Source organism: Rhizobium sp. AG207R, from assembly GCF_027109195.1.
GTDB classification, from domain to species: Bacteria; Pseudomonadota; Alphaproteobacteria; order Rhizobiales; family Rhizobiaceae; genus Rhizobium; species Rhizobium dioscoreae.
This window is the reverse complement of sequence record NZ_JAEPVT010000014.1, coordinates 1-24,297: the sequence shown is the minus strand read 5'-3', so window position 1 is coordinate 24,297 and position 24,297 is coordinate 1. Positions and strand designations below refer to the sequence as shown.

Annotated in this window: 24 protein-coding genes and 1 pseudogene; 7 read left to right on the top strand and 18 right to left on the bottom strand. The window is 58.8% G+C overall.

Annotation, left to right across the window (positions count from 1 at the left end):
* The first annotated feature begins 329 nt into the window (after positions 1-329).
* On the top strand, positions 330-947 hold the full coding sequence (locus JJQ51_RS28225; RefSeq protein ID WP_113332641.1) for a hypothetical protein: 618 nt from the start codon (positions 330-332) through the stop codon (positions 945-947).
* 98 nt (positions 948-1,045) lie between these two features.
* On the opposite strand, the gene JJQ51_RS28220 is transcribed toward JJQ51_RS28225, so the two are convergent.
* The 4 genes from JJQ51_RS28220 to JJQ51_RS28205 form a co-directional block, all read right to left on the bottom strand.
* On the bottom strand, positions 1,046-1,819 hold the full coding sequence (locus JJQ51_RS28220) for a hypothetical protein (protein WP_113351179.1): 774 nt from the start codon (positions 1,817-1,819) through the stop codon (positions 1,046-1,048).
* Between the two features lie 273 nt (positions 1,820-2,092).
* Positions 2,093-3,325 carry a peptidase T gene (gene pepT, locus JJQ51_RS28215; protein ID WP_113351180.1) on the bottom strand — a complete coding sequence of 411 codons (1,233 nt, stop codon included), beginning with the start codon at positions 3,323-3,325 and terminating at the stop codon, positions 2,093-2,095.
* Positions 3,326-3,510: 185 nt separating this feature from the next.
* Positions 3,511-4,035, bottom strand: coding sequence for a DUF992 domain-containing protein (locus JJQ51_RS28210; protein ID WP_113332638.1), 525 nt, complete (start codon positions 4,033-4,035; stop codon positions 3,511-3,513).
* A 251-nt stretch (positions 4,036-4,286) separates the two neighbouring features.
* Positions 4,287-5,534 (bottom strand): adenylate/guanylate cyclase domain-containing protein, encoded by a 1,248-nt coding sequence (locus JJQ51_RS28205; RefSeq protein WP_269245563.1) that lies wholly within the window; start codon positions 5,532-5,534, stop codon positions 4,287-4,289.
* Between the two features lie 223 nt (positions 5,535-5,757).
* On the opposite strand from JJQ51_RS28205, the gene JJQ51_RS28200 reads away from it, so the two are divergent.
* Positions 5,758-6,339 (top strand): nucleoside 2-deoxyribosyltransferase, encoded by a 582-nt coding sequence (locus JJQ51_RS28200; protein WP_113332636.1) that lies wholly within the window; start codon positions 5,758-5,760, stop codon positions 6,337-6,339.
* Between the two features lie 31 nt (positions 6,340-6,370).
* Here JJQ51_RS28200 and JJQ51_RS28195 read toward each other — a convergent pair whose 3' ends face one another.
* From JJQ51_RS28195 to JJQ51_RS28150, 10 genes are all read right to left on the bottom strand, one after another.
* Positions 6,371-7,186 (bottom strand): phosphate/phosphite/phosphonate ABC transporter substrate-binding protein, encoded by an 816-nt coding sequence (locus JJQ51_RS28195; protein WP_233788770.1) that lies wholly within the window; start codon positions 7,184-7,186, stop codon positions 6,371-6,373.
* A 6-nt stretch (positions 7,187-7,192) separates the two neighbouring features.
* A complete protein-coding gene (locus JJQ51_RS28190; protein WP_113351183.1) occupies positions 7,193-8,197 on the bottom strand; it encodes an ornithine cyclodeaminase family protein in 1,005 nt (334 codons plus the stop codon).
* 113 nt (positions 8,198-8,310) lie between these two features.
* Complete coding sequence (locus tag JJQ51_RS28185) at positions 8,311-9,828, bottom strand: HAL/PAL/TAL family ammonia-lyase (RefSeq protein ID WP_113351184.1); 1,518 nt, start codon at positions 9,826-9,828, stop codon at positions 8,311-8,313.
* Between the two features lie 293 nt (positions 9,829-10,121).
* Positions 10,122-10,544, bottom strand: a complete 423-nt coding sequence (locus JJQ51_RS28180) for a type II toxin-antitoxin system VapC family toxin (protein ID WP_269245562.1) — start codon at positions 10,542-10,544, stop codon at positions 10,122-10,124.
* A complete protein-coding gene (locus tag JJQ51_RS28175; protein ID WP_113351186.1) occupies positions 10,541-10,798 on the bottom strand; it encodes a FitA-like ribbon-helix-helix domain-containing protein in 258 nt (85 codons plus the stop codon). Before JJQ51_RS28175 ends, JJQ51_RS28180 begins: the two co-directional genes overlap by 4 nt.
* Positions 10,799-11,038: 240 nt before the next feature.
* Entirely contained in the window at positions 11,039-11,785 is a 747-nt protein-coding gene (locus JJQ51_RS28170) for an ATP-binding cassette domain-containing protein (RefSeq protein WP_069615566.1), read from the bottom strand.
* On the bottom strand, positions 11,778-12,842 hold the full coding sequence (locus JJQ51_RS28165) for an ABC transporter permease subunit (protein ID WP_113351187.1): 1,065 nt from the start codon (positions 12,840-12,842) through the stop codon (positions 11,778-11,780). The genes JJQ51_RS28170 and JJQ51_RS28165 overlap by 8 nt, the downstream gene beginning before the upstream one ends.
* Positions 12,843-12,950: 108 nt before the next feature.
* Positions 12,951-13,940 carry a substrate-binding domain-containing protein gene (locus JJQ51_RS28160; protein WP_113332629.1) on the bottom strand — a complete coding sequence of 330 codons (990 nt, stop codon included), beginning with the start codon at positions 13,938-13,940 and terminating at the stop codon, positions 12,951-12,953.
* 228 nt (positions 13,941-14,168) lie between these two features.
* Complete coding sequence (locus JJQ51_RS28155; RefSeq protein WP_113351188.1) at positions 14,169-15,581, bottom strand: ROK family protein; 1,413 nt, start codon at positions 15,579-15,581, stop codon at positions 14,169-14,171.
* A complete protein-coding gene (locus JJQ51_RS28150) occupies positions 15,574-16,515 on the bottom strand; it encodes a tagatose-bisphosphate aldolase (protein WP_113351189.1) in 942 nt (313 codons plus the stop codon). The genes JJQ51_RS28155 and JJQ51_RS28150 overlap by 8 nt, the downstream gene beginning before the upstream one ends.
* Positions 16,516-16,743: 228 nt before the next feature.
* On the opposite strand from JJQ51_RS28150, the gene JJQ51_RS28145 reads away from it, so the two are divergent.
* Positions 16,744-17,664, top strand: coding sequence for a sugar-binding transcriptional regulator (locus tag JJQ51_RS28145; RefSeq protein WP_173004662.1), 921 nt, complete (start codon positions 16,744-16,746; stop codon positions 17,662-17,664).
* On the top strand, positions 17,664-18,326 hold the full coding sequence (locus JJQ51_RS28140) for an HAD-IA family hydrolase (RefSeq protein ID WP_113351190.1): 663 nt from the start codon (positions 17,664-17,666) through the stop codon (positions 18,324-18,326). The genes JJQ51_RS28145 and JJQ51_RS28140 overlap by 1 nt, the downstream gene beginning before the upstream one ends.
* A 7-nt stretch (positions 18,327-18,333) precedes the next feature.
* Here JJQ51_RS28140 and JJQ51_RS28135 read toward each other — a convergent pair whose 3' ends face one another.
* The 3 genes from JJQ51_RS28135 to JJQ51_RS28125 all read right to left on the bottom strand — a co-directional run bounded on the left by JJQ51_RS28135 (position 18,334) and on the right by JJQ51_RS28125 (position 20,583).
* Positions 18,334-18,567, bottom strand: coding sequence for a tautomerase family protein (locus JJQ51_RS28135; protein WP_113332625.1), 234 nt, complete (start codon positions 18,565-18,567; stop codon positions 18,334-18,336).
* A 460-nt stretch (positions 18,568-19,027) separates the two neighbouring features.
* Positions 19,028-20,269, bottom strand: coding sequence for an NAD(P)/FAD-dependent oxidoreductase (locus JJQ51_RS28130; protein WP_113351191.1), 1,242 nt, complete (start codon positions 20,267-20,269; stop codon positions 19,028-19,030).
* A complete protein-coding gene (locus JJQ51_RS28125) occupies positions 20,266-20,583 on the bottom strand; it encodes a MocE family 2Fe-2S type ferredoxin (RefSeq protein ID WP_113351207.1) in 318 nt (105 codons plus the stop codon). The genes JJQ51_RS28130 and JJQ51_RS28125 overlap by 4 nt, the downstream gene beginning before the upstream one ends.
* Positions 20,584-20,762: 179 nt before the next feature.
* Between JJQ51_RS28125 and JJQ51_RS28120 the strand changes: the two are divergent.
* Positions 20,763-21,477, top strand: a pseudogene (locus JJQ51_RS28120) (LacI family DNA-binding transcriptional regulator).
* Positions 21,478-21,658: 181 nt separating this feature from the next.
* Here JJQ51_RS28120 and JJQ51_RS28115 read toward each other — a convergent pair.
* Positions 21,659-22,693 carry a sterol desaturase family protein gene (locus JJQ51_RS28115; protein ID WP_113351192.1) on the bottom strand — a complete coding sequence of 345 codons (1,035 nt, stop codon included), beginning with the start codon at positions 22,691-22,693 and terminating at the stop codon, positions 21,659-21,661.
* Between the two features lie 377 nt (positions 22,694-23,070).
* On the opposite strand from JJQ51_RS28115, the gene JJQ51_RS28110 reads away from it, so the two are divergent.
* Positions 23,071-23,904 carry a sugar phosphate isomerase/epimerase family protein gene (locus JJQ51_RS28110; protein WP_269245561.1) on the top strand — a complete coding sequence of 278 codons (834 nt, stop codon included), beginning with the start codon at positions 23,071-23,073 and terminating at the stop codon, positions 23,902-23,904.
* 50 nt (positions 23,905-23,954) lie between these two features.
* On the top strand, positions 23,955-24,297 hold a 343-nt coding region (locus JJQ51_RS28105; protein ID WP_269245351.1), incomplete at its 3' end, for an alcohol dehydrogenase catalytic domain-containing protein.

Genomic DNA, 24,297 nt, shown 5'->3' with positions numbered 1-24,297 from the left:
TCCGCGAACTCCGACCGACCATCGAGCCCGGGCCTATTTTTCATCACAGGTCTTCCGATGGTCTTATGAAGCGGAATGTTAGCCTGATCTCCAGCGTGTCGAAGAAATCATGCCGGCATTGATGCATACGAGCCGCAGCAAAAGTCACCGGATTTACGGCAGGCTGAATGGCGGCCCTTGAATGCGGCTCATCCATACCGTCCGGATACGCAAAGTGCGTTCGTCAACATTTCTTTGCAAAAGGTCTGCAATTGGCCATGTTTCGGTAAAAGCCGCGCCACAGTTCACATGAAGATGGCTATCCGGGATTTTGTCAAAAGGAGCGGTCGATGGATACGCAGCCTATGAGATGGTGGAATGGTCAAAGCGAGACAACCCGAAGGCTGGGTTCCGGGCTTGCTGTTTGCGGCACCGTTGTCGGTGCTCTTTATGTCATTGTTCAAACCGGCCCCGTCGACCGCACCATACAGTTCATCGACGACAGCGGCCGCATCGTTATCAATCGCCCAGCACCCGCACCGCAGCTTGCCGTGAACCATTTACAGTTAGCGATTGATGCGAGCCCGGCAAAGCCGCAGATGGCAGTGCCAATTCCGCAACCTTCGCCGCTTGCTGCCATGACCAAGACCAATTTGCCGGTAAAGCGCATTGCGTCGCATTCCGATGCTGCAAAGACCAGGATCGCGTCATCCGGTGACGTGGAACATTTCGACCGCTGCCTGCCGCAATGCGAAACACAGGATCCGCTGATAACAGGTCACCCGGAATATGCTGAGGCAACTCCACCGCTTGCAAACGACGATCCGCCTCCCGTGCTGGAGGAAAGGGTCGGATTTCATCCGCTTGCCGGCGCGCGCAACCTTTTGAACAGAGCGGTGGATGCCCCTGGCATGATGTTGCGCCGCAGCCGGCAGATGATCGACAATGTGGCCCGCGTAGATTGGTAATTGGGACGCATGTCCGCGCCCATTGCCGATATCAAGACAACGGGCGCAGACTTTTATTCTCGAGCGAAGGGGTGTTGAGACACCCGACGAAAAGCCGCCTATAGGCCGCCGGCGCTCGCCGTACTGCGCAGCAGCCGGCAAAGGCTGACAAGACCAGCATCGAAATTGCCGGATGCCGTCACCTGACGACAGGCAATCAGCATACGTTTCTGCTCAGCGCTCGACATGGTACGGAAAGCGGCAAGTGTGCGCGTGCTCGATCCCCTGCCGGAATTGCCCGAGCCCAGCCCGAAGCCGCTCGTGCCGCCTGTGCCTCCGGTTGCCATACCCATTCCACTGGATCCGGTACCCCCAGTCGAGCCAGTCCCGCTGCCGGTTCCACCGCCGCTGCCGCCTGAATCGCTCCCACCGATACCAACACCCACGCCGACGCCCACTCCGGATCCGCCGACGGAGACACCAGCGCCAGCATTGACACCACTTGAGCCTCCAACCGAAGCGCCGAGACCAGCGTTGACGCCGTTGCTATTGGCCGATGCGCCCACGCCGGCATTCACTCCGTTGGAACCGCCAACGGACGCGCCGACGCCCGCGTTGACACCGCTCGTTCCGGATACGGAAGCACCCGCACCGGCGTTGACGCCGTTCGTGCCGCCGACCGATGCACCGACGCCGGCATTAAGCCCATTGGAGCCAAGCCCTGCGCCCAAACCAGCGTTGATGCCGCCGACCGATACGCCAACACCCAATCCAGTGCTTCCGGATCGGCTGCCGCCGTGATCCGTCCCGCCGCCGGGCTCTGCATAACTTGTCGAGGTCAATAGAAGAAGAGCGGATGCAGCGATTGCCATCCGTGAAGATTGTATTCTCATGACTAAACTCCGTTTCAGTTTAGGCTTTTGTCAGCCTGTTTCTGATTGCCGGAGCGCGCGCACCGTAGAGTTGGAATGAAGGGGCCTGTTTATTCTCCTTTCCTCCCAAGACTACACTACAGAATAATCTAATTTAGTAATGCTTCAATATAAAAATTCACGGATGGCTTGCATAATGACAAGGAGATTGGTTCCGAACAGGCCAAAGTGACCTATTTCGCGACAGGGTTACTAGGCTTTTATAGGATGAACGAGGTTTTTTCTCGAAAGCTTTCAGGAGCGCTCCGCCCATACCTTGGCCAACTCTACGAGCGTCTTCACGGCTCTTTCCATATCCTGCCGGCTTACCCATTCCAGCGGCGAATGAAAGGCATGCCCGCCGGCAAAGATATTGGCGCAGGGCAGCCCCATGAAGGAGAGCCTGGAACCGTCGGTACCGCCGCGAATGCTGCCGCGCACTGGCGTCATGCCGGCACGGCGGATGGCCTCGACAGCATTTTCGACGATTTCCGGATGACGATCGAGAATCGTCTTCATGTTGCGATACTGATGCCGAACGGTGAAGGTGTGCGAGGAGCCGGGATAGGCTTTCATGACATCCTTGACGATCGCCTCCAGCATAGTCTCCTTGTCGACAAGGCCTTGCTCGTCGAAATCGCGGATGATGAAGCCGAGTGAAGCCTTCTCCATCGAGCCGCTGATGCCGGTAGGGTGGATAAAGCCGTCGCGGCCGTCCGTCGTCTCTGGAGCTATGTTCTTCGGCAGCCTGTCGATGATCGCGCCGGCAATCCTGATGGCATTTTCCATTTTTCCTTTGGCGAAGCCTGGATGGATGGCGACGCCATGGATGATAACCTCGACACTGTCGGCCGAGAAAGTCTCGTCTTCTATATGCCCCGCCGTTTCACCATCAACCGTATAGGCGAATTGCGCTCCCAGCTTCTTCAAATCCACCTTGTCGACACCACGCCCGATCTCTTCGTCCGTCGTGAACAGAAGCTTGATGGTGCCGTGACGGATATCAGGATTGTCGACGAGATATTTGGCGGCTGCGACGATTTCGGCAAGACCGGCCTTGTCATCCGCGCCAAGCAGCGTCGTACCGTCCGAGGTGATGATGTCGTTGCCGATCTGATCGCGCAGGGCAGGGTGTTCTTCAAGGCGAATGACCTGCTGCGGGTCGCCCGTGAGGCGGATATCACCGCCGGAATAGTCGCGCACGATCTGCGGCTTGACATTCGTGCCGGTAAAATCGGGCGCTGTGTCCATGTGGGAACAAAAGCAGATGACGGGAACCGGCTTGTCGATATTCGATGGAATGGTCGCATAGACATAGCCGTGCTCGTCTAGATGTGCATCGGCAAGCCCGATCGCCAGCAAATCCTCAACCAGGATGCGCCCGAGATTCTTCTGCTTCGCAGTGGAAGGCTGCGTGACCGAAGACGGGTCCGATTGCGTGTCGACGACGACATAACGAAGAAAACGATCGGTGACGGTATCGGTCATGAATTTGGCTCCGAAGAATCTCTAGGGTTTACATAGCTATAGCGCCGCGAGGGTACATGGATAGACCGATTTTGCGCGGAAGGCGCCGGTCTGCGAAGCTCGCTGTCACCGCCCCGACAGAAAAGGCCGCTCCAGCGCCAGGCAGGAGCGGCCATATTCAATGGTCAAGACTTTAAGCAAAACACTCAATCGACCGACGTCAGCGTGACCGAGGTACCGGTAGCCGCAACGTTCAAGCCGAGCTGACCCGTAACGCTCACGGTCTGAAGGTGGATGGAGCCGGCGGTGCCACCGACAAGGATGTTCGTGCCCACGCCGGCACCGACAGTGGCTTCAACGGTAGCGCCCTGGTAAAGGCCGCTCAGAGAACCACGATGGTAGCCGGCTGTCGGCGCGAAGACGAGCCAAACGAGCCGGCTGCGGGTCGTAAAGCCGAGATCGACGCCCATCTTGCGGATCGCGCCGGTATAGTGATCGACACGACGCGAATGCCCGACTGTCGAATGGAAGGTGCAATCCATTTCCTTGGCAGAGCCGAGGACGTAGCCGACGCCGCCGCCGATATCGCATTCGAGATAGCCGATTTTCACGCCATTGCGGTCATCCGGCTCCTCGCTATAGGTCGCCGGCATGTCGGCTGCGCGCGCCGCAGCGGTGCCCGCAACGATCAACGCCGCCGCTGAAAACGCCAGGGTCAGGATTTTTCTCATCTGTTTTCTCCTTGTCAGAGTATTATGGGTGGCAAACACCCTCGTGGTAGAGCCGATAGAATCAACCCTCATTTAACGTTCGTACGCGCAGAACGATCCCCAAATTAAGGCGGCTATCGTCATGATCCACTTCACAATATAGGGAAGTCCTTCCGCCACGGCACCCTTTGGGCATTTCACGTTTTGCAACCGACTGAATCGCGCCGTACAAAATCGAGGATTTGCAGGGCAAAGCTCGCCCTGCCTACCCGTCAACCGTGTTGAAGCAAGACTTCCTTGGCGGCAAAGGCGAACACATCGACCGGTTCTCCAAGCCCCTTGAGAGGGAAGGAGCCGAGGCTTTCCATATCCCGCCTGCAGCCGGCCATGTCGACGAAGGCCTTGGACAGAAGTACCGGCCGCTTGACCTCCTTCGTCAAGGACTCCAACCGTGAAGCGATATTGACGGCCGGACCGATGACCGTGAAATCAAGGCGAGTGCGTGAGCCGATATTGCCATACATTACGTCACCGACATGCACGCCGACACCGTAGCGCAGAATTTCACGGCCATGCTTTCGGTTTTCCTCATTGAGTGCGGCAACGCTTGCCTGTGCCTCGCTGATGGCAAGAAGCAGATTGTGACAGGCATTCGGATCGCTCAACGGGAAAATGGCCAACAGGCCGTCGCCCATGAATTTGAGGATCTCGCCGCCATGCTTTTCGATCGGGTCGACCATCGCGTCGAAATAACCATTCAGCAATTCGATGACATCGTCACGCGGCCACATGTCAGAGATGGTGGTGAAGTCGCGCAGATCGCAGATGAGGATCGCGGCTCCGACCGTGGTGCCGCTGCCGCGCGTCGTGGCGCCAGCCAGGATCTTCTCGCTGGCATGCGGTCCGACATAGGTCCGCAGCAGCGTGCGGGCCATGATGTTCTTCAACCGGATCTCGGTCACCATTGTCAGGGCCGGCAACAGGTCCTTCAAGAAGGTGATGTGCTGTTCGGTAAAGCCGCCCGGAGCATCCGAGGCAAAGGTCACGATATGGCGCTTGCCGAGCGTGTGGTAGATCGGCCAGGCGATATAGTCGGTCAGTCCTTCCGCCTGCATTTCTTTATATAGTGGATATTTCAGCTCCGACTTTTCACAGACCTCGAGATTTTTCCGGACTTCCGTCGCGCCATTGAAAATCTCATTGATAGGGCTTGCCAGAAATTGCGGCGTGTTCTCGACCCCATAGCTGAATGTCGCGATATCGGCCTCCTTCATGCCGGTGCGCCAAAGAATTCTCGCCCCTAGCCATTGCGGATGCAGCGTTCGGAAGTGCATCGTCGCTCTCGCGACTGGAACTCCGATTGCCCGCATTTTCTCGCAGAGTGCCACGAGGATATTGTCGATGAAACGCTGGTCGCGGACATCATTCATAAGCCAATCGAGGATCTTGCTTTGTTTCGTCGGCCAATTGCCCTGGTCGTCCTGTGTCGAGGCGGCAACGGCCTCAAGAGAAGATTGCATTTTCTATACCCCACAAATTCCGTCACCTATCCTGGACAGAGAGCACCATTCGGTCCGAAGGGAACTATACGCGTCTCGTCGTTGACCGGGAACGGCAATCGCCGTTATTTCGCGATTTCGTAAATTATGCGCCCAGCTATGGCGGTTGAGCTTTGAATCAGCCATAGGCTTCATATGGTTCCGCAACTGCTGCGGTGCAAGATTTCATTAAAGAGGTGAGGCATTGAGAGCATATCTGGCAGGCCCGGAAGTCTTCCTCCCGAACGCTAGGGAAATCCTCGATCGCAAGATCGCGCTGGCGCGCAGCTATGGTTTTACGCCGGTTTCTCCCGGTGACCTTGCCGTGCCTGAGACGGAGACGCGCCGGCAGCGCGGCCTTGCCATCAGTTCCATCAACGAGAAACTGATGATGAGCGCCGATCTCATCATCGCCAACCTGACGCCGTTTCGTGGTGTCGCCGCCGATATCGGCACGGCCTTCGAACTCGGCTTCATGTGCGCCCGCGGTTGCCCGGCGTTTGCCTTTTCCAACTGCCTCGATAACCACTTCGAGCGTGTGAGCAGGCTTTATGGCGGCGAAGTGCAGCTCGGTGAGGACGGACGTCATCGTGGCCCCGACGGCATGGCGCTGGAAAATTTCGATATGACCGACAATCTGATGCTCGATGGCGGCATAGCGGCACGTGACGGCATCATCGTCACGCGCCAGGTCGCGGCTGACCAGCTCTTTCTGGATCTGACGGCCTTCGAGGAATGTCTGGGTCTCGCAGCAAAGAAATTATTGATACACGTCGCCAGCGCATAATGTGCCGGCTATTGATTGGCGCGTCCGAACTTCACCATATTCCGAGAGCAGCATCGATGGCGCGCGCTCTTGCGGGAAGCTGGTCATAAGCGGCAGCATCCGGCTCGGCAAAGGCCAGCAGTCCGAGCGATGCGAGGATATCGCTCCCTTGCCGATCTTGGTGGGCCTTGAGAAGAACGGTGCGTAGCGCGTCGACGATATCCGGCGATTGCTGCCTTGCAGCCACCAGCAAAGGGAAGGGAGCCGGCTTCGTGGTGCCGACGATGTGCAATGGCGCAATCATGTCCGGCTCGTGCATTGCCATCAGCTGAAAGGCATAGGCGTCAATGGCGCCGACATCTATGGTATCTGAACGAATGGCGTCGACTACGCCGCGTGGATTGAGAAGTGGGCCGACGATCTGCGCCGCTGCAGGCCTATTCGCAAGCGTGGCAAAGAATTCCCTCGGCGCATTATAGCCGGACTGAGAGTCCCGCACGGTCCAGCCCCAGCGTGCGGTTGCGAGATCGGCTTCAGTCAGCGCTCTATCACGAGCGGCGACGATATGGCTCGCATAGACTGGCTGCCCGTTTGCCCAGTCCGCCAGGGAAACCGGCGCGGCCAATGGCTCCGGACGCTCCGCCGGCGATAGCCGGGAGAACGGAAAGCCGCACATGAAAACGGCACCCATGTCCGGACGTCTCCATAGGTCGGACAGAGGTGCCGGAGCCGCATGCGCAATGATTTCGAGCTCGACGCCTGACCGGTCGGCAAGCCAATGAAAGAGCTCATCCCAGAGACCGGATATTTTCGGGCTCAGATTGTACATTCGTGAGCAGGCAATGGCCACGGCAGGGGATATCGTCATGACGCGTCACGCAAACCGAAGGCGCTGGCCGATATTCATGCGCTTTGCTTTTTCGACCATGGCTGCGCCGAGCGCGACGTCAGTGGTGCTCAGGCCCCGATGCCAGAAGAGGATGGTCTCGTCATCGCTTTCGCGGCCCGGCTTCGTGCCGCAAACGATCTGGCCGATTTCGGCATGCAGCGTCTCCGCCGTCACCTTACCCTCATCGACATGGCGACGAAGGGCACCGAAGGGACGCCCGGGTCCGCATTGTCCCCAGTCATCCACGACGACCTTGTCCATGATGTCGGTCAGGTCGAATTCGAGTGCGCTCATCGTGCCGTAAGGCACGACGAAGGCGCCTTTCTTGACCCAGGCGGTCTTGAACAGAGGCGTCGGCTCCGGCAGGCGGCTCGCCTCGATCATGATATCGGCGCCTTTCAGGCAATCCTCCCAATTGTCCGTCACGATGATCTTCTTGCCGAGATCCTTTTCCAGCCGGGCGGCAAAGGCGTCGCGGCTTTCCGGACGGCGCGAATGCACGCGGATCTCATCGAAGTCGAAGAGGTGATCGAGCAGCCGCACGTTCCAGTAGGAAGTGCCGCGTGCGCCGATATGGCCGAGGATCCTGCTGTTCTTGCGGGCGAGATGGCGCGCGCCGATAGCCGTGACCGCGCCAGTGCGCATATCGGTGATGGCAGTCGCATCGATGATCGCCTTCGGTACGCCGGTGCGCGGATCGAAGAGATTGAGAACCGCCAGCTCCGAGGGCAGGCCCTGCTTGTAGTTGTCGACGAAATCGCCGACGACCTTGACGCCGGCATAATCGAGCGGCTTCACATAGCCGCGCAGCACATTGAAATGACCCTTATCGGAACTCTCGGGCACGAGATGAACGCGAGGCTCGATGACCGTCTCGCCGCGCCCCTGAGCATCGAGCGCCTTGGTCACGGCGTCGAGTATTTCGTCGTTGGAAAGGGCCAGCGCCTTGGCGTCGATGGCGTTGAGATAGTCGATCCAAATTTCCTGCATTACCGTTCTCCAGGCATGTCACCGGCCGTGCCGGTCTATCGGATGATGCAGGCCGCCAGACGGCCTGCGAGAAAGCGAGGCAACGGGCGTGGACCGCCTTGCCGCCATATCGATCAGGAAGCCATCTCCATCATGTCGGCGTTCTCAATGAACTCCGACAGCCTCTGAAAATCTGGTCCCTGCGCACGATCTTCCTCTAGCGGCGGGACAATTTCGCGCACCTTGCGATAGGCGCGCTGCGTTCCGCCGCCGAGCTCGCCCGCCACACCGCGCAGATCAACGGCCTGGGCGGACGCGACAAGCTCGATCGCAACCAGATAACGCATCCGCTCGATCATCGCCTCGATCTTCGTCAGGACACTCGGCGCCATCGACGCCTGATCCTCGACGCCGTCCGCGACCGGGATCGGCGTGAACGAAACCGGATTGGCCAGATGGCGTATCTCGGCTTCAAGCGCCGAGACCGTTTTCTGCACGGTGGCAAATCCTGTCCTGCTCTGACCGAGCGGGGTCAGGAAGCGCGGCAACTCCGACACGCCCGGAGACATGATTTTCATCGTTCTATAGACGGTCGCCGCCGCACAATGGGCGATGGCCTGGCCAAGGCGCTCCCATGCGAGAACGAAGGCGGTCATGTCGAAATTGCCATGTGACAGGATAAGCCCTTCCTCGGCCAGTACGACAGGATTGTCGCCGGAACTCGCAAGCTCGATCTCGGTGGCGGCGCACGCTTCGCCGATCGCGTGGAGCAGGGCACCCCAGACCTGCGGGGCACAGCGATAGCTTAAAGGATCCTGCAAGCGCCGTGCCGCACCGTCGATAAAAAGAGAGCTCCCGGAAAGCAGCTCGCGAAGTCTCGCCGCGGTTTCGCGTTGGCCGAAGGCTGGTCTTGCCGCCAGCGCGCGGTCATCGAAAGCCGAGACATTGGCGCGGAATGCCTCGAAATTCAGTGCGACGGCTGCAAGCGACCAATCGAACAGGCGCACGATATCCTCGATGCAGAGGCAGGCCTTGCCAACCGACAGGCTGTTGGCGACCACGAGGACGTGGCCATCCTTCGGGGCGATCGGCAAAGGTTTCAGACCGACTTTCGAGAGGGCATCCCGCGCCGGCATGATTGCGCCATCAAGCTCCGCCTCGCCGTCGCCCAACAAGGCCCGCGCCATATGCGCCAGAGGCGCAAGATCGGCTGCACCGATCGAGCCAAGCGAGGGAACCACCGGATGAAAGCCTGCATTCAGCGCGGCGACGAGACCGGCGAAAACCGGGAGCGATACGCCGGAGCCGCCAGCCGCCATGCCAGCAATACGAGCGGCCATCATCGCCCTGACGGTTTCGCGTGGCAGCGCCGGCCCAACCCCGACGGCGCGGGCTTGCGGTACACGTAACTGAAAGGCGATCAGGTCCTCCGTGGCGAGCCGTGTGTCGACACCTGCGCCCAATGCCGTCGTCAAACCATAAACAGGCTGGTCGGCCGCCAAATAGCGTTCGACGACGGCGCGCGCAGCGGCGATTTTGTTTTCAACGCCAGTCGAAACCTCGATCCATGCACTACGGCGCGCTATCGAAGCAATGTCGCTTATCTTCGGTGCGCTACCGGTGAAACGCACGGTGGGTACGGCTTCGGTCATGCCTGCTTGCCTCCAGGAAAAGCACTTATAGCCCGGTGGCTCTTCCTCGATCCAGCCTCCAGATTGCATTTGTTGCCGGGATGGCTGAGGAGTCGCACATCCCGTTTGAAGATTACGAACATTTCCTGATTAGCTCCCCGATTAAGGATCGAATGCATTCGGTACCGCGAGAGTAGGGAGATCAACGGGTGCGGTCACGCGGATCGTCGGGCGATGCTCAGCGTGAACAAGCTGTTGCCATTTGAATATTCGGATTGTTCGGCAGACTTATCACGCGACTGCCTTAACCGCCTTCATTTCATGTTCCAAGGGTTGATGACGCTTAAACCGCCAGCCTCAAAAGGGCTAGTATCGCGCGTCGCTACCATAAAGCCATGTGAGGCAGCCGTGGCGGCAATATAGCCGTCTGCCGTGCCAATGGACTTGCCTGCCCTCCTCGCTAACGCCATCAAATCGGCATAGGCTTGCGAGGCATCCAGGTCAAAAGGCAGAACCCGGTTGGCAAAAGCCGGTAAAACCTCCCTTTCCAATCGGTCTTGATAGATCGTACGCCGCTTGCCCTCAGGCATCGCAGCCAAGGCGAAGCGCAGTTCGGCAACGGTGATGATCGAGAGGTAGAGTGTTTCGATCATCTGCGCATCGATCCACGACAACACATTCGGATCGGGCGTGATCTTCCACAGCTCGGAAATGACGTTGGTGTCGAGAACAATCATTCGAAGCTAATCGGCCCGACCGGGGTCTTCTCGCGAAGCTGGTTGAAACCCTCAGCTTCGGCTTCGGTTAGCCCTCCCGCTTCACGAGCAATGGATGTCAACAGCGAACCCAGCTTCAGCCGGCCTTCTGGTTTTGCTGCCTTTTCCAGAATATCGCGGATCTCGGCTTCAGTGCTGCGACCGTGCATAGCAGCTCGCACTCGGATCGCACGATGCACCTCGTCTGGCACATTGCGAATGGTGATCGATGCCATTGCTTCACGCTCCCATATTTGATTGCATTGATAGCAATATATGAGAACGCAATCAAAGCAAAGCAAGCGGAAATGCGCTTGCCGGCTTTCTACGCGCTCCAGCATCAACTGCCGGCCTCTTGGTTCTTGCTACGGCTCTGGTGAATCCAAAATGAGCGCCTTTGATTGCTGACAACGAAACGGCAACGGCGACGAAACACCGTTGCCGCTCTCGGCTCAAATCATGTGCCGGCGATCCTGCTAACCGCCGACCATGAGCCGCACGACTTCCTCATGATTGGTGTCGGCGATGTTGCGTTCACCGGCAACGATCCCGCGGCGCAGGACGACGATGCGGTCGGAGACCGCGAAAATATCCTGCAGATTGTGCGATATGAAGATGACGCCGCGCCCCTGCGCCTTCAGCGACTTGATGAGAGCCACGACCTTGCGCTGTTCCGGCACGCCGAGTGCTGCGGTCGGCTCGTCCATAACGAGGATGCGGGCATTCCAATAGACGGCACGCCCAATCGCGACGGCCTGCCGCTGACCGCCGGAAAAGTTGCTGACGGGCGCATCGAGCCTCTTCACGTGGAAATCCAGCTCCGCCATCGTCTTGCGCGCCGCTTCGGCCATGGCTTTCCGATCGAGCACCGGCAGGAAGCCGAAGAGCTTCTTCATCGGCTCACGGCCGAGGAAAATATTGGCGCCGATCGGCAGATTATCGGCAAGCGCCAGATCCTGATAGATCGTCTCGATGCCTTTCTCGCGCGCATCCTGCGGCGATGAGAAGGTGACAGGCTTGCCTTCGATCAGGATTTCGCCGGCGGTCGGCGGATAGACGCCGGAAATCGCCTTGATCATCGTCGTCTTGCCGGCGCCGTTGTCACCCGCAAGTGCCACGACTTCACCGGGCCGCACGACCATGGAGCAATTGTCGAGGGCACGCACCGCACCGAAATAACGCGAGAGATTGCGGACCTCGAGGAGGGGAGTTGCACTATTCATCCTGTTTTGCTCCGCTGAACCGACGCTGCGCCTGGTCGATGAGCACCGAAATGATGATGACGACGCCGACGGCGATGAACTGCCAGAACGGCTCCACATTCATGAAGACGAGACCATACTGGATGACGGCGATGACGAGAGCGCCGGCAATGGTGCCGATGATCGTGCCGGAACCGCCGAAGAGGCTGGCGCCGCCGATAACGACAGCGGCCACGCTATCGAGCAGCAGGGGCTCGCCCGCCTGGGCGGCGCCTGCAGTGAAACGGGCCGCATAGAGCGCGCCGCCCAGGCCCGCACAGACGGCCGAGAGAATATAGAGCCGCAGCAGATGGGACTTGATGTCGATGCCGGCGCGGCGCGCCGCCTGGGCATTGGCGCCGATGGCATAATTATGCTGGCCGAAGCGGGTCTGGCTCAGCAAATAATGCATGATCACCACGAAGACGAGCGTGACAATGACGAGATAGGGCACGCCATAGAATCGTCCGTTGCCAAGCTCGGCGAAATAGGAATTCTTGACCGGCACCGTCGTACCGCCGGCGAGCAGGAAGGCCGTGCCACGCGCCACGCCGAACATGCCGAGCGTACCGATGAACGGCGGAACCTTGAGACGGGAGATCAGGAGACCATTGATGAGGCCGGGGACTGCGGCTGCCAGCATGGCGACGAGGATGCCGAAGACCATTGCGACGGGCAGAGGCATGGAAAGACCGGCGATATTGGCAATATGCGCGGCGACGACGGCCGCAAGGCCCATGATGAAGCCGGTCGACAGATCGATACCGCCTGAGATGATGACGAAAGTCTGCCCGATTGCCAGCAGCAACGGTGCTACCGCGAAGATCGCAACGGACTGCCAGTTGAAGCTCGAGCCGATGAACGTGCCACCGAAGTCGATCCGCGCCCAGATCTCGAAAGTCACGATAAGCGCAGCAAGAAAGAGCCACGCACGCAATTGCGCGATGCGATTAAGAAGTGTTTTTGCCTGGTCGCCGTGGTCTGCCTGTGGCGCCACGTGCTGATCCGCCTTGCGGACCTCTGCATTGTCGATTGTCATGGATCGGTCCAAACTGGAGCGTTGGAAGCGCGAAGATTAGGGCGCCGTCGCTCTATCATCGTTGGATAATGTGCCTCGCCGATGGGCGAGGCACAGACTATCTCCGCATCAATCGGAGTAGATGAACTTCGCGATCTTCTTGTCGGCTACGTTCGACTTGTCGATGACCGTGAAGCCGGTCCCGATCGCTGTCGGAATCGAATTGCCGGTGAGATGCGCATAAGCGGCCATCACTCCGAAATAGCCGATCTCGGCCGGATGCTGCGCAATCGCCAGATCGACGAGACCGGAGTTGATGTTATCAACGATAGACGTCGGCGCATCGAAGGCCACCACGCGGATCTTACCCGTCTGGCCGGCCTGCTGCACGCCGTTGGCGGCACCGAGAGCGGAGAACAGATTGGCCCCGAAAACGCCATCGAGATCGGAGTTGCGTGCGAAGACGGCCTGCAGCTGCGATGCTGCCTTGTTGGCGTCGTCATCGTTATATTGCGTCTCCAGAACGGTGATGTTCGGATACTTCTTCATCTCCTCCTTGAAACCCTGCTCACGCTGGTCTGTGGTCGAGACGCCGGGCTTGACGTTGGAAACATAGACCTTGCCCTTTTCGCCAACGGCCTTTGCCAGTGCGCGGGCGGCAATCGCCCCGCCGAGCAGGTTGTCGGAAGCGATATAGGCCAGCGGGAAATCGGCATCACCGCTGCCGGTCTGGTAGACGCCGTTACCGATGAAGGTATCGACGGTGATGATCGGAATGCCGGCATCAGCAGCCTTCTTCAGAGGCTGGATGAGCTGATCCTTGTCGGTCGGCGCAATCAGAATGAAATCGGGCTTCTTGGCGATCACTGCGTCAAGAACCGGAACCTGGGTCACCGGGTTGAAATCGGGGCCGCCCTGAAAAACGAGCTCGGCACCGACAGCCTTGGCTGCCGCTTCGGCACCCTTGCGCATGGTAATATAGAAGGCGTCGGTCGTCAGACCCGGAATGAGGGCAATCGTAAACTTCTTGTCTGCGGCTTTGGTGCTGCCGGCAACTGCCGCAACACCGGTAGCGAGCGATGCCACGGCCGTAGCCTTGAGAAATGAGCGGCGCTCCATAATTTTCCTCCTCTTGAAGCCGAACCTCCCCTGTCCGGCAAAGCGATAATCAGTGGGTTACTGCGGCACGTCAAGCAATTTTTTTCTGCAAAGAATTTCCATCATCTTGTTGATATAGCTACACAATTCTGCCATGCACACAATGCCGGCATCTGCCGGGGACATAGCGTCGCACGACAGTTCAGGATTATTTCGCATTTATGCCGTCTGCCCGGACGGCGGCGCTTATCATTCGCTCTCGAAGACCTTTGAAAGCCAGGCCATAATAGCCGCCATATCCGGTTCCTCCGTCTGGTCGACCGTCATTACGGCACCACATCCCATAGGCTCGGCCCGATCGGCAAGCGCTACCAATTCCGGCACATATTCGGCACCTGGATGTCCAGGTAATCGGTCCTTCAACCGACTGGCGTAACGCTCGCCCGCAACCGATCCAGGCACCTTGCACCAGAGTTCGGCGACATGGCCTATCTGCGCAGCATTGAGATAACTCTCTAGCTGAGCCTTCGGCTGAAAGCCGAACCATGCATCGACAATGAAGGTCGAGCCCGTCGGCGCCTCCGCCATAAAGGACCAGATCGCCTGGTAGCTTGCCTTTCCCAGCGTCCGATTGAAGTCGCGGTCGACGGGGCCGATATGCTGCAGGAACGGGTTCTTGATGCCGTCGAGAGACAGGACCGGCCAGCCGGTCCGCAGCGACAAAGCTTTGGCCAGGCGGCTTTTGCCGGAAGCCGGCACGCCGTTGACCATGACAACCCGCTTTCCTTGCGGCGCGGCATCAGCGCCGAAAATCGAAAGTCCGGCGCCGATCACGCCGGCATCGTCTGAAAGCTTCGCTGGCAATATGGCGGGGCAGAACCAGGGAGCGCTTGCTGGCAAATCGGCAAGAGCCCGTGCGGCATCACAGCCAAGCCCGCCGCCGAGCAGGATAATCTCCGGATCCATGGTCGCTGCGATATTGTCGAGTGCGGCACGCAAGGGTGTTGCCCATTGGCGCAGCACACGGACTGCCGTGTCGTTTCCTTCCGCCGCCATCTCGAAGATTTCACGAATTGTCGTGACGGATAATCCGGATTCGGCGATATGCCGGCGCAAAGCGGTTCCGGAACTGAAGGTCTCGACGCAGCCGCGTCTGCCGCAAGGGCAGGGCGGGCCATCCTGCGATACACAAATATGGCCGAGTTGTCCGGCCGCCTTGTGCCCGTGGTAGATGCGCCCGGCATGGGCGACAGCGCCGCCAATGCCCGTCCCGATCGTCAGCATCGCGACGTTTTGATAGCCTTTGGCGCCACCGATCCGCATTTCTGCGATCAGCGCCATGCTGCAATCATTCTCGATGACAACAGGTTTTTGCAGCGCTGTCTCGAGCCGCTTTACGAAATCGAGGCCAGAGAGGTTGAGGATGCCGCCAGACAGAATCTCGCGTCTGTCGACGTCGACCCGCCCTGGTATGCCGACGCCGATCCCCAAAACTTCAGGAGTGTCGAGCGAGCGCGCCATCGCAATGACGCGCTCCAATGCCAACAGGGGATCTGTCGGGGTTCTTTCCGACAGCTTGGAAAGAATCTCGCCTTGAACGGAGACGAGGGCGGCACGAATATTCGTGCCGCCAATATCGACGCCGATGGCGATGTCAGCCATGGGCGCGCTGCCTTTGATCAGCGCCGTTAGAGCCTGCGCCCTTGAAGTGCGTCGCAATGACGGCCTGAATTTCCCGAAGCCTCGGCACCGCGACCGTCTCCAGACGATCCTTCGTTACCGAACGATCGAGCGAGATGCAGTCTTTCCACAGCGAGCGACCGGCGATGACGCCCGAAGCGCCGTTGCGCATGGCATCCTCGACCTGGCTGAGGAAGGTGGCGTGGTCGACACCGGCCGACAGCACCGCCCACGGCACATCGCCGGAAAGGCGCGTGACTTCGGCGCAGGCTTCCGACGAGCCGGGATAAGGGATTTTCAAGACTTTCGCACCGAGATCGAGGCAGATCTTGCTGCCGCCGACGATCAGAGAGGGCAGCTTCGCCTTGTAATCTGTCTCATCCTCGTCTTCGAACTTGTAGGTCAGGAATTCAACGACCAGCAGAAGATCCTCATGCGCGAAATCTTCGATGCACTGCTTCAGGATCTGAATATTGTGGGCGTTCGCCGCATCCCGATCCGAGCGCAGATAGACCATGATCTTGCCACCCGTTGCCCCCAGCTGGCGCACGCGGCGTGCGGAGATGCCGGCAACCAGCTTCGACAGACGATAGCCGTCCGCCGATGTATCCCAGCCGGAAGCATCGAGGCCGATCAGCAGTGCGGTATCGCGCTGGAGGACACGATCATCGACCAGCGCCGGCACGGCGCAGATGGGATCGACGAGAACACAGGACGCCTTGCTCGCGAGGAAGCGGGCGATATCGGCCTTCGTGTCCCCCAGCACCTTATCGGAGATCGCCGCCTGTTCGGCCGGGTCCTTGGCTAGAAGGCTGCGCATGCCGCCGCGCTGATCGCAGGCAATCACCATCATGGCACCGTCGCTGCCGCAAATCTGCTGGTAGCCGCGCATCTCCGCTGTCGTCAATTTCGTCATGTGATCCTTCCTCCAGCCGTTGCGAAACGGCACCCATACGAGCAAGCCTTCCCCACTCCTCGAAGAGGGCAATACTCTTGAAATTGAGGACTCTCATGCGCGGTATAAACGTTGCGAAACCGGGCTTTTTAAGCGATAACTCCTCAAGTGTCATACGTGTAACACATTGCAGAAAGGAATTTCAATCTGAATTCGTCTCAATCGCAGGAGGCTGCGGCAAATCGCGCGTTGCTGCACACGGTCGCCAAACTGCACTACCAATCCGATATGGCGCAGGTGGATATTGCCAGGAAGCTTGGTCTGTCGACGGCGACGGTTTCGCGGTTGCTGCAGCGAGCGCGGGCAGTCGGGATCGTCCGGATCGAGGTGATCGATCTCTCATCTGCTGAAGAGCTGAATGCTGCACTGATCGACGGCCTGAAGCTGCGCACCGCTGCCGTAATCGATACGCCGTCATCAAACGTGCTGAGCGCGCTTGCCGCGCCTGTCGGCTCGCTTCTGCAGCAGGCGAGCCTGCGTTCGGGTTCGACGCTCGGCATCGGTTGGGGGCGGGCGGTGCGCGAGGTGACATTGGCTGGTCTGCCGCAATTGCCCGGTATCGTCACGGTCGCGCTGAACGGTGGCATGCAGCACGCAGCGCCTCACTTTCAGATCAACGAATTCGTGCGCCAGGCGGCGGTCCAGATGGGTGGCGTGCCGCATTTCCTGCATGCGCCTTATATCTCTTCGACCGAACTCCGGGATGCGTTTCTCGGAGATCCCACGGTCCAACAGGTGACGTCTCTCTGGGACAGGCTGGACGCGGCAATCGTCGGTGTCGGGCTGACACATGCGGCCAACCCTTCGGAAACAGCGTTGCCGGGCGAAAAGGCGCTGAGCCATGCAGCCGGCGATGTGCTGCGCCACTACGTCACCGAGGAGGGCGAGATCCTGCACTGGGATGGAGAGGAGGGGATGATTGCAGCCTCTCCCGCACAATTGCGGAAGGTGCCGCTCTGCATCGCCGTTGCTGCTACTCCCGGCAAAGCTAGCGGCATTATCGGCGCGGCACGATCGGGAATGATCAATGCTTTGGTCACCGATGCCAATACCGCACAGGCTATCCTCGATCGTCTGTCATCCAACCCAAAAGTCGAGGATCGATCCTGATGCCCTTTGACGACCGCTCCTTCGGCGCCTTCCTGTTCGATATGGATGGAACCGTCCTGAATTCGATAGCGGTCGCCGAACGGGTCTGGACCTCGTGGGCGGAAAAACGCGGTGTCGATGCCATCGCCTTGCTGGCGACCATTCATGGTCGCAAGGCGATCGAGACGATCACCCGCCTCGGCCTTTCGGGGATCGATCCCGCCGAAGAGGTCAGGATACTCACACAGGCCGAAATCGATGATGTTGCCGGCGTTGAACCGATCACGGGCGCTATCGGCTTTCTGAAAAGCCTGCCGTTGGATCGCTGGGCGATCGTCACCTCCGCTCCCCGTGAACTCGCCAAGGTCCGCATTGCGGCAGCCGGTATTCCCTGGCCGGAGATTCTGATCGCCGGCGAGGATGTGCAGCATGGCAAGCCGGCGCCGGATTGCTTCATGTTAGCTGCAAGGATGTTGGCACAACCTATTGAAGAATGTCTTATTTTTGAGGATGCACCAGCGGGAATAGAGGCGGCGGAGGCCTCAGGTGCTTCCGTGCTTGTGATCAGCGCGACCCATCGGACGCCGTTATTCACACGGCATCCGACTATTGAGGACTATGATCGCGTGAGTGCGGGCATCGATGCAAATGGTAATCTGCGTCTCTCTACCAGACCCGATTGACTAGCCCTCACCGAAACGGATCGTAGCCCGGCTTTTTATAGATCGTGTCTGACTTGTCCTGGATATCGGGGACATAGACCTTCCCAGCCCAATCGGACATCGCGACATCCTCGATCGCGACCGATACCGAGCTCTCGTCAACGCCGAGTGTTTCGATGACCGCCTTGGTCAGATTTTCAGCCACGGCATGTTTCATTGCTTCGGTTCTTCCTGCTGCCATTTTCAAAATTATATGGGGCATCGGGTCATTCCTGTGCTCGTCGGAGGATGTCAGACCAGTAAAAGTCTCCGTCGGGGCTTTGCCACCGTGCGGCGGCCCGCCGGACCAAGCTCCAAGCTCTTTGCTTATTCGCACAGGAAAAGCACTGCGAGGATGAAGCTTGCTGCGGAAGGGTGCGTTCCATGGCTATCCTTCATTTGGTCTGGCGTTGCCTGCGGACGTTGCTCATGGGGCTTTCGGCTCCGGCCCGACGTCTTTGCGGAGCAAGGCAGATATCCACATCGGATCTCATAGCGATACGAACGAATTACCGCCGCTGCTAAGTCCTAGGGAACTGCAGAAAGAATGTAGGACGATCCGGATGCCGGATTAGCACCTGAATGCTGCAAACACTTATGGCATCTGCTCATGAATGCACTGCTGCAGCCTGCCGATGATACCGGCAGGCTGTCGCGTGAGGCCAACGTATCTTGATAGCCTGTCAGGCCGCTCGAGGCAGCATGGATTTCAGGTTCGCGTTGCCAGCCAGCGCTTCGGTCGATGGCGTGACGCGTCCGGCAATCAGCATCTCGCTGAGTTTGATATCCTTGGCGACCCTGTTGCCAGGGCCGACGCCGCTTGCGGCCACTAGCCGCTGCTGGTCGTCGAGATGAAACAGGATGAAGGCGCCATCCCCGAGGTCTCTGTGAACGACCGAGCGGCCTTCATCGACGAGTCCGGCGATCTGCAGCGTATGATCGAACTGGTCGGACCAGAAATAGGGAACGGCCTGATAATTGCGCGCCGCGCCCATCAAATTTGCGGCCGCGAGAATGCCCTGATCCTGCGCGTTGCGCCATGCTTCGAGACGCAGACGGCGACCGTCATAAAGGAGATGCGGAAACGAGCAGCAGTCTCCGGCGGCATAAATATCGCGCTCCGATGTTTCCAGGCGCTCATTGACCGCAATGCCGTTGTCGATTGCGATACCGGCGCGTGCAGCAAGCTCGGTGCGCGGCAGCGCGCCGATCCCGACGACAAGCACATCGGCCGAAATCGCATCGCCATCGGAAAGAGAAATATCGACACGCTGCTCATCCGCTTCGAGCCCGAGAACCGCTACACCGCATTTCACGACGACGCCATTGCCTTGGTGCAGGGCAGTAATCGTTTCGGCGATCGGTTCGGGGACACCGCGCTTGAGGATACGCTCCTGGGACTCGATGACCGTAACCCTCGCTCCGCGGCCGCGTGCCGAAGCGGCGACCTCCAGGCCGATGAAACCGCCCCCAAGCACTGCCACATGCATATCGGCTCGGACGAAGCAACGGAGTGCAAGCGCATCATCGATCGTCCGCAGATAGACTATGCGGCTGCTGACGGGCGCGTTCGGCAATCGCCTTGGTGCCGCGCCGGTCGCCAGTAGCAGTTTGTCATAGGGCAGCGCCCGGCCATCGGAGAGGAGCAATTGCTTTCCGGACGTGTCGATGGTATCGCCCGAAGTGCTGCCGATATGACGGATTGCCTGCTCCGCCAGCACGAAATCATTGAGAACGGTTGGCATCCGAGGCTCCATCTCGCCAAGCAGAACTTGTTTGGAAAGAGGCGGCCGCTCGTAAGGAAGGTGAACCTCATCGCCGATGAGGGTGATCGCCTGCCGGTAACCGCTCTCCCTCAGGCTCAAAGCGGCGCGCGCGCCGCATTCACCGGCGCCAACGATGATGATGCCCGCATCGCTGCTCATGCGCCGATTCCGATCAGGATGCGATCGCCTTCCACTCTGACCGGATAGGTTTTCAGATTGATGCAGACCGGAGCGCCTCGCGCTTCACCCGTCTTATAGCTGAAGCGGCCATTGTGCTTCGGACACTCGATGGTGTCATCCATGACGAGCCCATCGGCCAAATGGATTTTCTCATGAGTGCAAAGCCCATCCGTAGCGAAATATTCGTCATCGGGACTACGATAGATCGCAAAGGTTCGCCCGGCGTGATCGAAGCGGACAACATCCTCCTGATCGATTTCATCGGCAGCGCAGGCATCAACCCAGTTCATCATTTCATCCTCCTCATTGCAGTCACCGCAAGGCGCGAAAGGTATCATCCAATCGTGGGAGCAGGTCGACGTTGCGCTTTGATAGCGCATCGTTTTTTCCTCCCGGCTGGTTCCAAGCATGCGCGAAATGCGCCTTCACATTCCACGCCGATTATGATCATTTTTCATCAGGGAGGAGCGGCATGAAGAAGGCACGTCTCGTGGACATCGCCGCCGCCGCTGGTGTCGGCCTTGCGACTGTGGAGCGCGTTCTCAACGAACGCGGCAGCGTCAGGCCGCAAACGGCGGAGAAGGTGGTGCTGGCAGCAAAGCGCTTAGGCTACAAAAGGATCATCCCAAGTCTTTATCGCGGCACGATCCGCATCGAAGTCATCCTAGTCAGGCCGGAGTCGCCGTTTTTTCAGCCGGCTCAACCATGCCTTCGAGCGAATCGCCGCCTCGCTGGACAGCTCGATCACCGTCCACCGGACCTTTGTCGAAGAGAGCGAGCCGGAGAAGTTCGCTGCGCATGTGGCCGATAGCAGCATTCGCCGGCATGGCCTGATCGTTGCCGCGGAAGTGATGACGCAGGCGTTGCGTCGCTGTTCGGATATTATCGGTATCTACAATGCCGGCGGTGCCAATCTTGGGGTCGGCTCGGTGCTTCAGCGCTTTCAGGAACGACAGGGAAGGGATTGCGTCTGGATAGGGCACGAACTCAACGACGAAACGCGCCGCTTCATCGCCTCGGGGCTGATGACGCTCGTTCTCGATCAGGCACCCGAAACCCAGGCAAGGCGCGCACTGGAGACGATATTATCGCGTATGGGGATTATTGATGTGCCCGTTAGCCAAGAGCCGGTTCCGTTCCTGACCTATACGACGGAGAATGTTGGCCCGGCATCCAGTCACCACTAGGTGACAAGGCCGGAGCCTGCAGAAGGAGGACCGCAGGCTCCGGCATTTCCCGCCATCAACGGCCGATTGAACCGGTGGCGGGGGGAGAGCTCAATACGCGCATATGGAGCACATAGCGCCTTTGGCAAGTCCTTGAGATCATTGTCCTGGCTGGAAGAACCCAGCCAGGCTCGGCTCTTTGCTAGCTTGGCGTGCCGGAGCGGCGGGCCTGCTTTTCTGCGTATTTCTTGGCGCGCTCCATGAAGCGCTTGTTCATGCGGTCCTCGGCCTCTTTCGAGCCGTCGTGAAAGGTGCCGAACCATTGGTCGAGCGGGATGACGCCATCGGCATAATTGCACTCGAAGAATTTGTGATGGAGATAGTGGTCGTAGGCATGGGTATCGATCCCGGCTTCCTCGCCGATCACGATCTTGTCGAAACCGGCATGGCCTGGCGCCGGTGCGAGAGCGGCATGTGTCAGATGGAACAACGCATGGACCGGGTTGGACGGTACGATCCAATGGATGAGGACACCCGAAAAATACAGCAGATGTTCGACCGGATGCATGGCGAGGCCGGACCAGGGACCGGGATTGACGTTGTTATGATGCAGCTTGTGAACCGTATGATAGAGCGGCGGCCAGTGGATCAGTCGATGGACGAGATAGAAATGCAGATCGCGAAATGCCGGGACCAGCAGTATGATGATGAAGCAATAGATGGGGTGCTCGGCAAAGTCGACGTAGGGAATGATGCCATTGGCGAAGGCCCAGAGCGTCAGAACTTCAAATGCCGTCCATAAAGGCACTGCGCTCGCAAAAGTCCAGATCACGTTGTCAACTGTCTGGTTGCTGAAAAGAAAGGCCGAGTTATCCTTCGACGGCCACTTGCTATTATATTTGAAAGTGGTGCCCTGCTTCTTCTGCATATAGAGCCGCAGATGAAAGGCGCCGAAGAACAGGAAGACTAACACGGCATTGCGCAGGAGAAGATAGGCGATCCAGCCCGGCGCCAGTGTCTTCATCGTTTCCATGGAAGGTGTCGCGTAGAGCCACAGCAAGGTTGCGATGATGGCATAGACGGCATTCCAGGGCATGAGATAGCCGGGATACCCGAAGAACCATTTCAGGAAGGCGATCGGTTTGGCCGGCCAAATGAAGACGGGCGGATATTGCAGAAGCTTGTTGGGTTTCCAGTCGCCGCGTTTGTCGCGGGTGCCGTAGAGCGTGTCGTCCATAATGTGCCTCCCGGTGGATGAACTATGCGGTCAGTGTCAGGGACCTCGGCGCGAAACGACAGCATTGATTTGATGAAATTTGCTCACGGCGACGGGAACTCTGCTGAGCCGCAATCGGGGGAGGAGAAGGTGGCTATTACCTTCTTCCAGGCGCCGCACAGAAACACCTGCCCACATAACTATTTGGAAAGAGTTACGGGTGGACCCGGTTGGCGCATTCAGAGCATCTTGATGAAAACCCCTCACGCGACCAGCGCTCGACGAGCGAATACATCCGCTTTGCAATGAAACGCGCCGATGATCAAAAGCCATCATCGCGCCGGCTGGCGGAGATCTCGGATTCATGATCTGAGCAGCGCACTGGTAGGGGAGAAACCATGCAGAACTTGCTCATATTCCAGTCACTCTGGTCCATGGAGCGACGCAGCGCACGATATCCGGAGCTTTCTCTGGAAGAAAACATCGAAAAGATCGCGTCTGCGGGCTTTGATGGCATCAGTACCCATTGGTACGACCGCAAGGTCGTTTCTCGCGTCGCGGGCTTGCTCAAACAACATCGGCTGCAGGCGGAGGGCCAATGTTTCCCCAAGACTGTCGACGATCTAAAGCCGGTGCTGGAGATCGCGGCCGAATACAACGTTCATCACATCTGTCTGCAGCCGGACGTGCGCCCGCGACGGCTTGAGGATTGCATTCCGTTGCTGGAAGGCTGGCAACGTCTGGCGGAAGAGGCCGGTATCGATGTTTGGATTGAGACGCATCGCGACCGCATGACGACGGATCTCTTTTTCACGCTCGACCTGCTCGATCGCCTGCCGGACCTGCAGCTGCTCGGCGATATCTCCCATTTCCTTGTCGGGCGGGAGTTCGCCTGGCCGGTATCCGACGAAAATCATGCCCTTATTCATCGGATATTGGACAGTTCCTGGGCCTTCCATGGCCGCGTTGCCTCCCGCGAACAGGTTCAGATCGAAATTTCCTTCCCGCATCACAGACCCTGGGTCGATCTTTTCCTCGGCTGGTGGGAGTATGGCTTCAAAAGCTGGCGGAAGCGCGCCGACAAAGACGCCACACTTGCCTTCACCTGCGAACTCGGGCCGAAGCCCTATGCCATCACCGGAAAGGACGGTGAAGACACCACCGACCGCTGGGAAGAATCTCTGCTTATGAAGCAGGAAATACGTGATTTGTGGGCAAGAATCATCGGCTAATAAGTTAAGAAAAGTATCAGCAATAGACTATTGATTTTGGAGGATTTTCCATGGACGTAAGAGCAGCGGTCGCGGTTGCGGCTGGCAAGCCGCTTGAGGTGATGACGGTTCAGCTGGAGGGACCGAAGGCCGGCGAAGTGCTGATCGAGGTCAAGGCGACTGGCATCTGCCACACCGATGATTTCACCCTCTCGGGCGCCGATCCGGAAGGCCTGTTTCCGGCGATCCTCGGCCATGAGGGTGCCGGCATCGTCGTCGATGTCGGGCCGGGAGTGACCTCGGTGAAGAAAGGCGATCACGTCATTCCGCTCTATACGCCCGAATGCCGCGAATGCCCGTCGTGCCTCTCGCGCAAGACCAATCTCTGCACCGCGATCCGCGCGACCCAGGGCC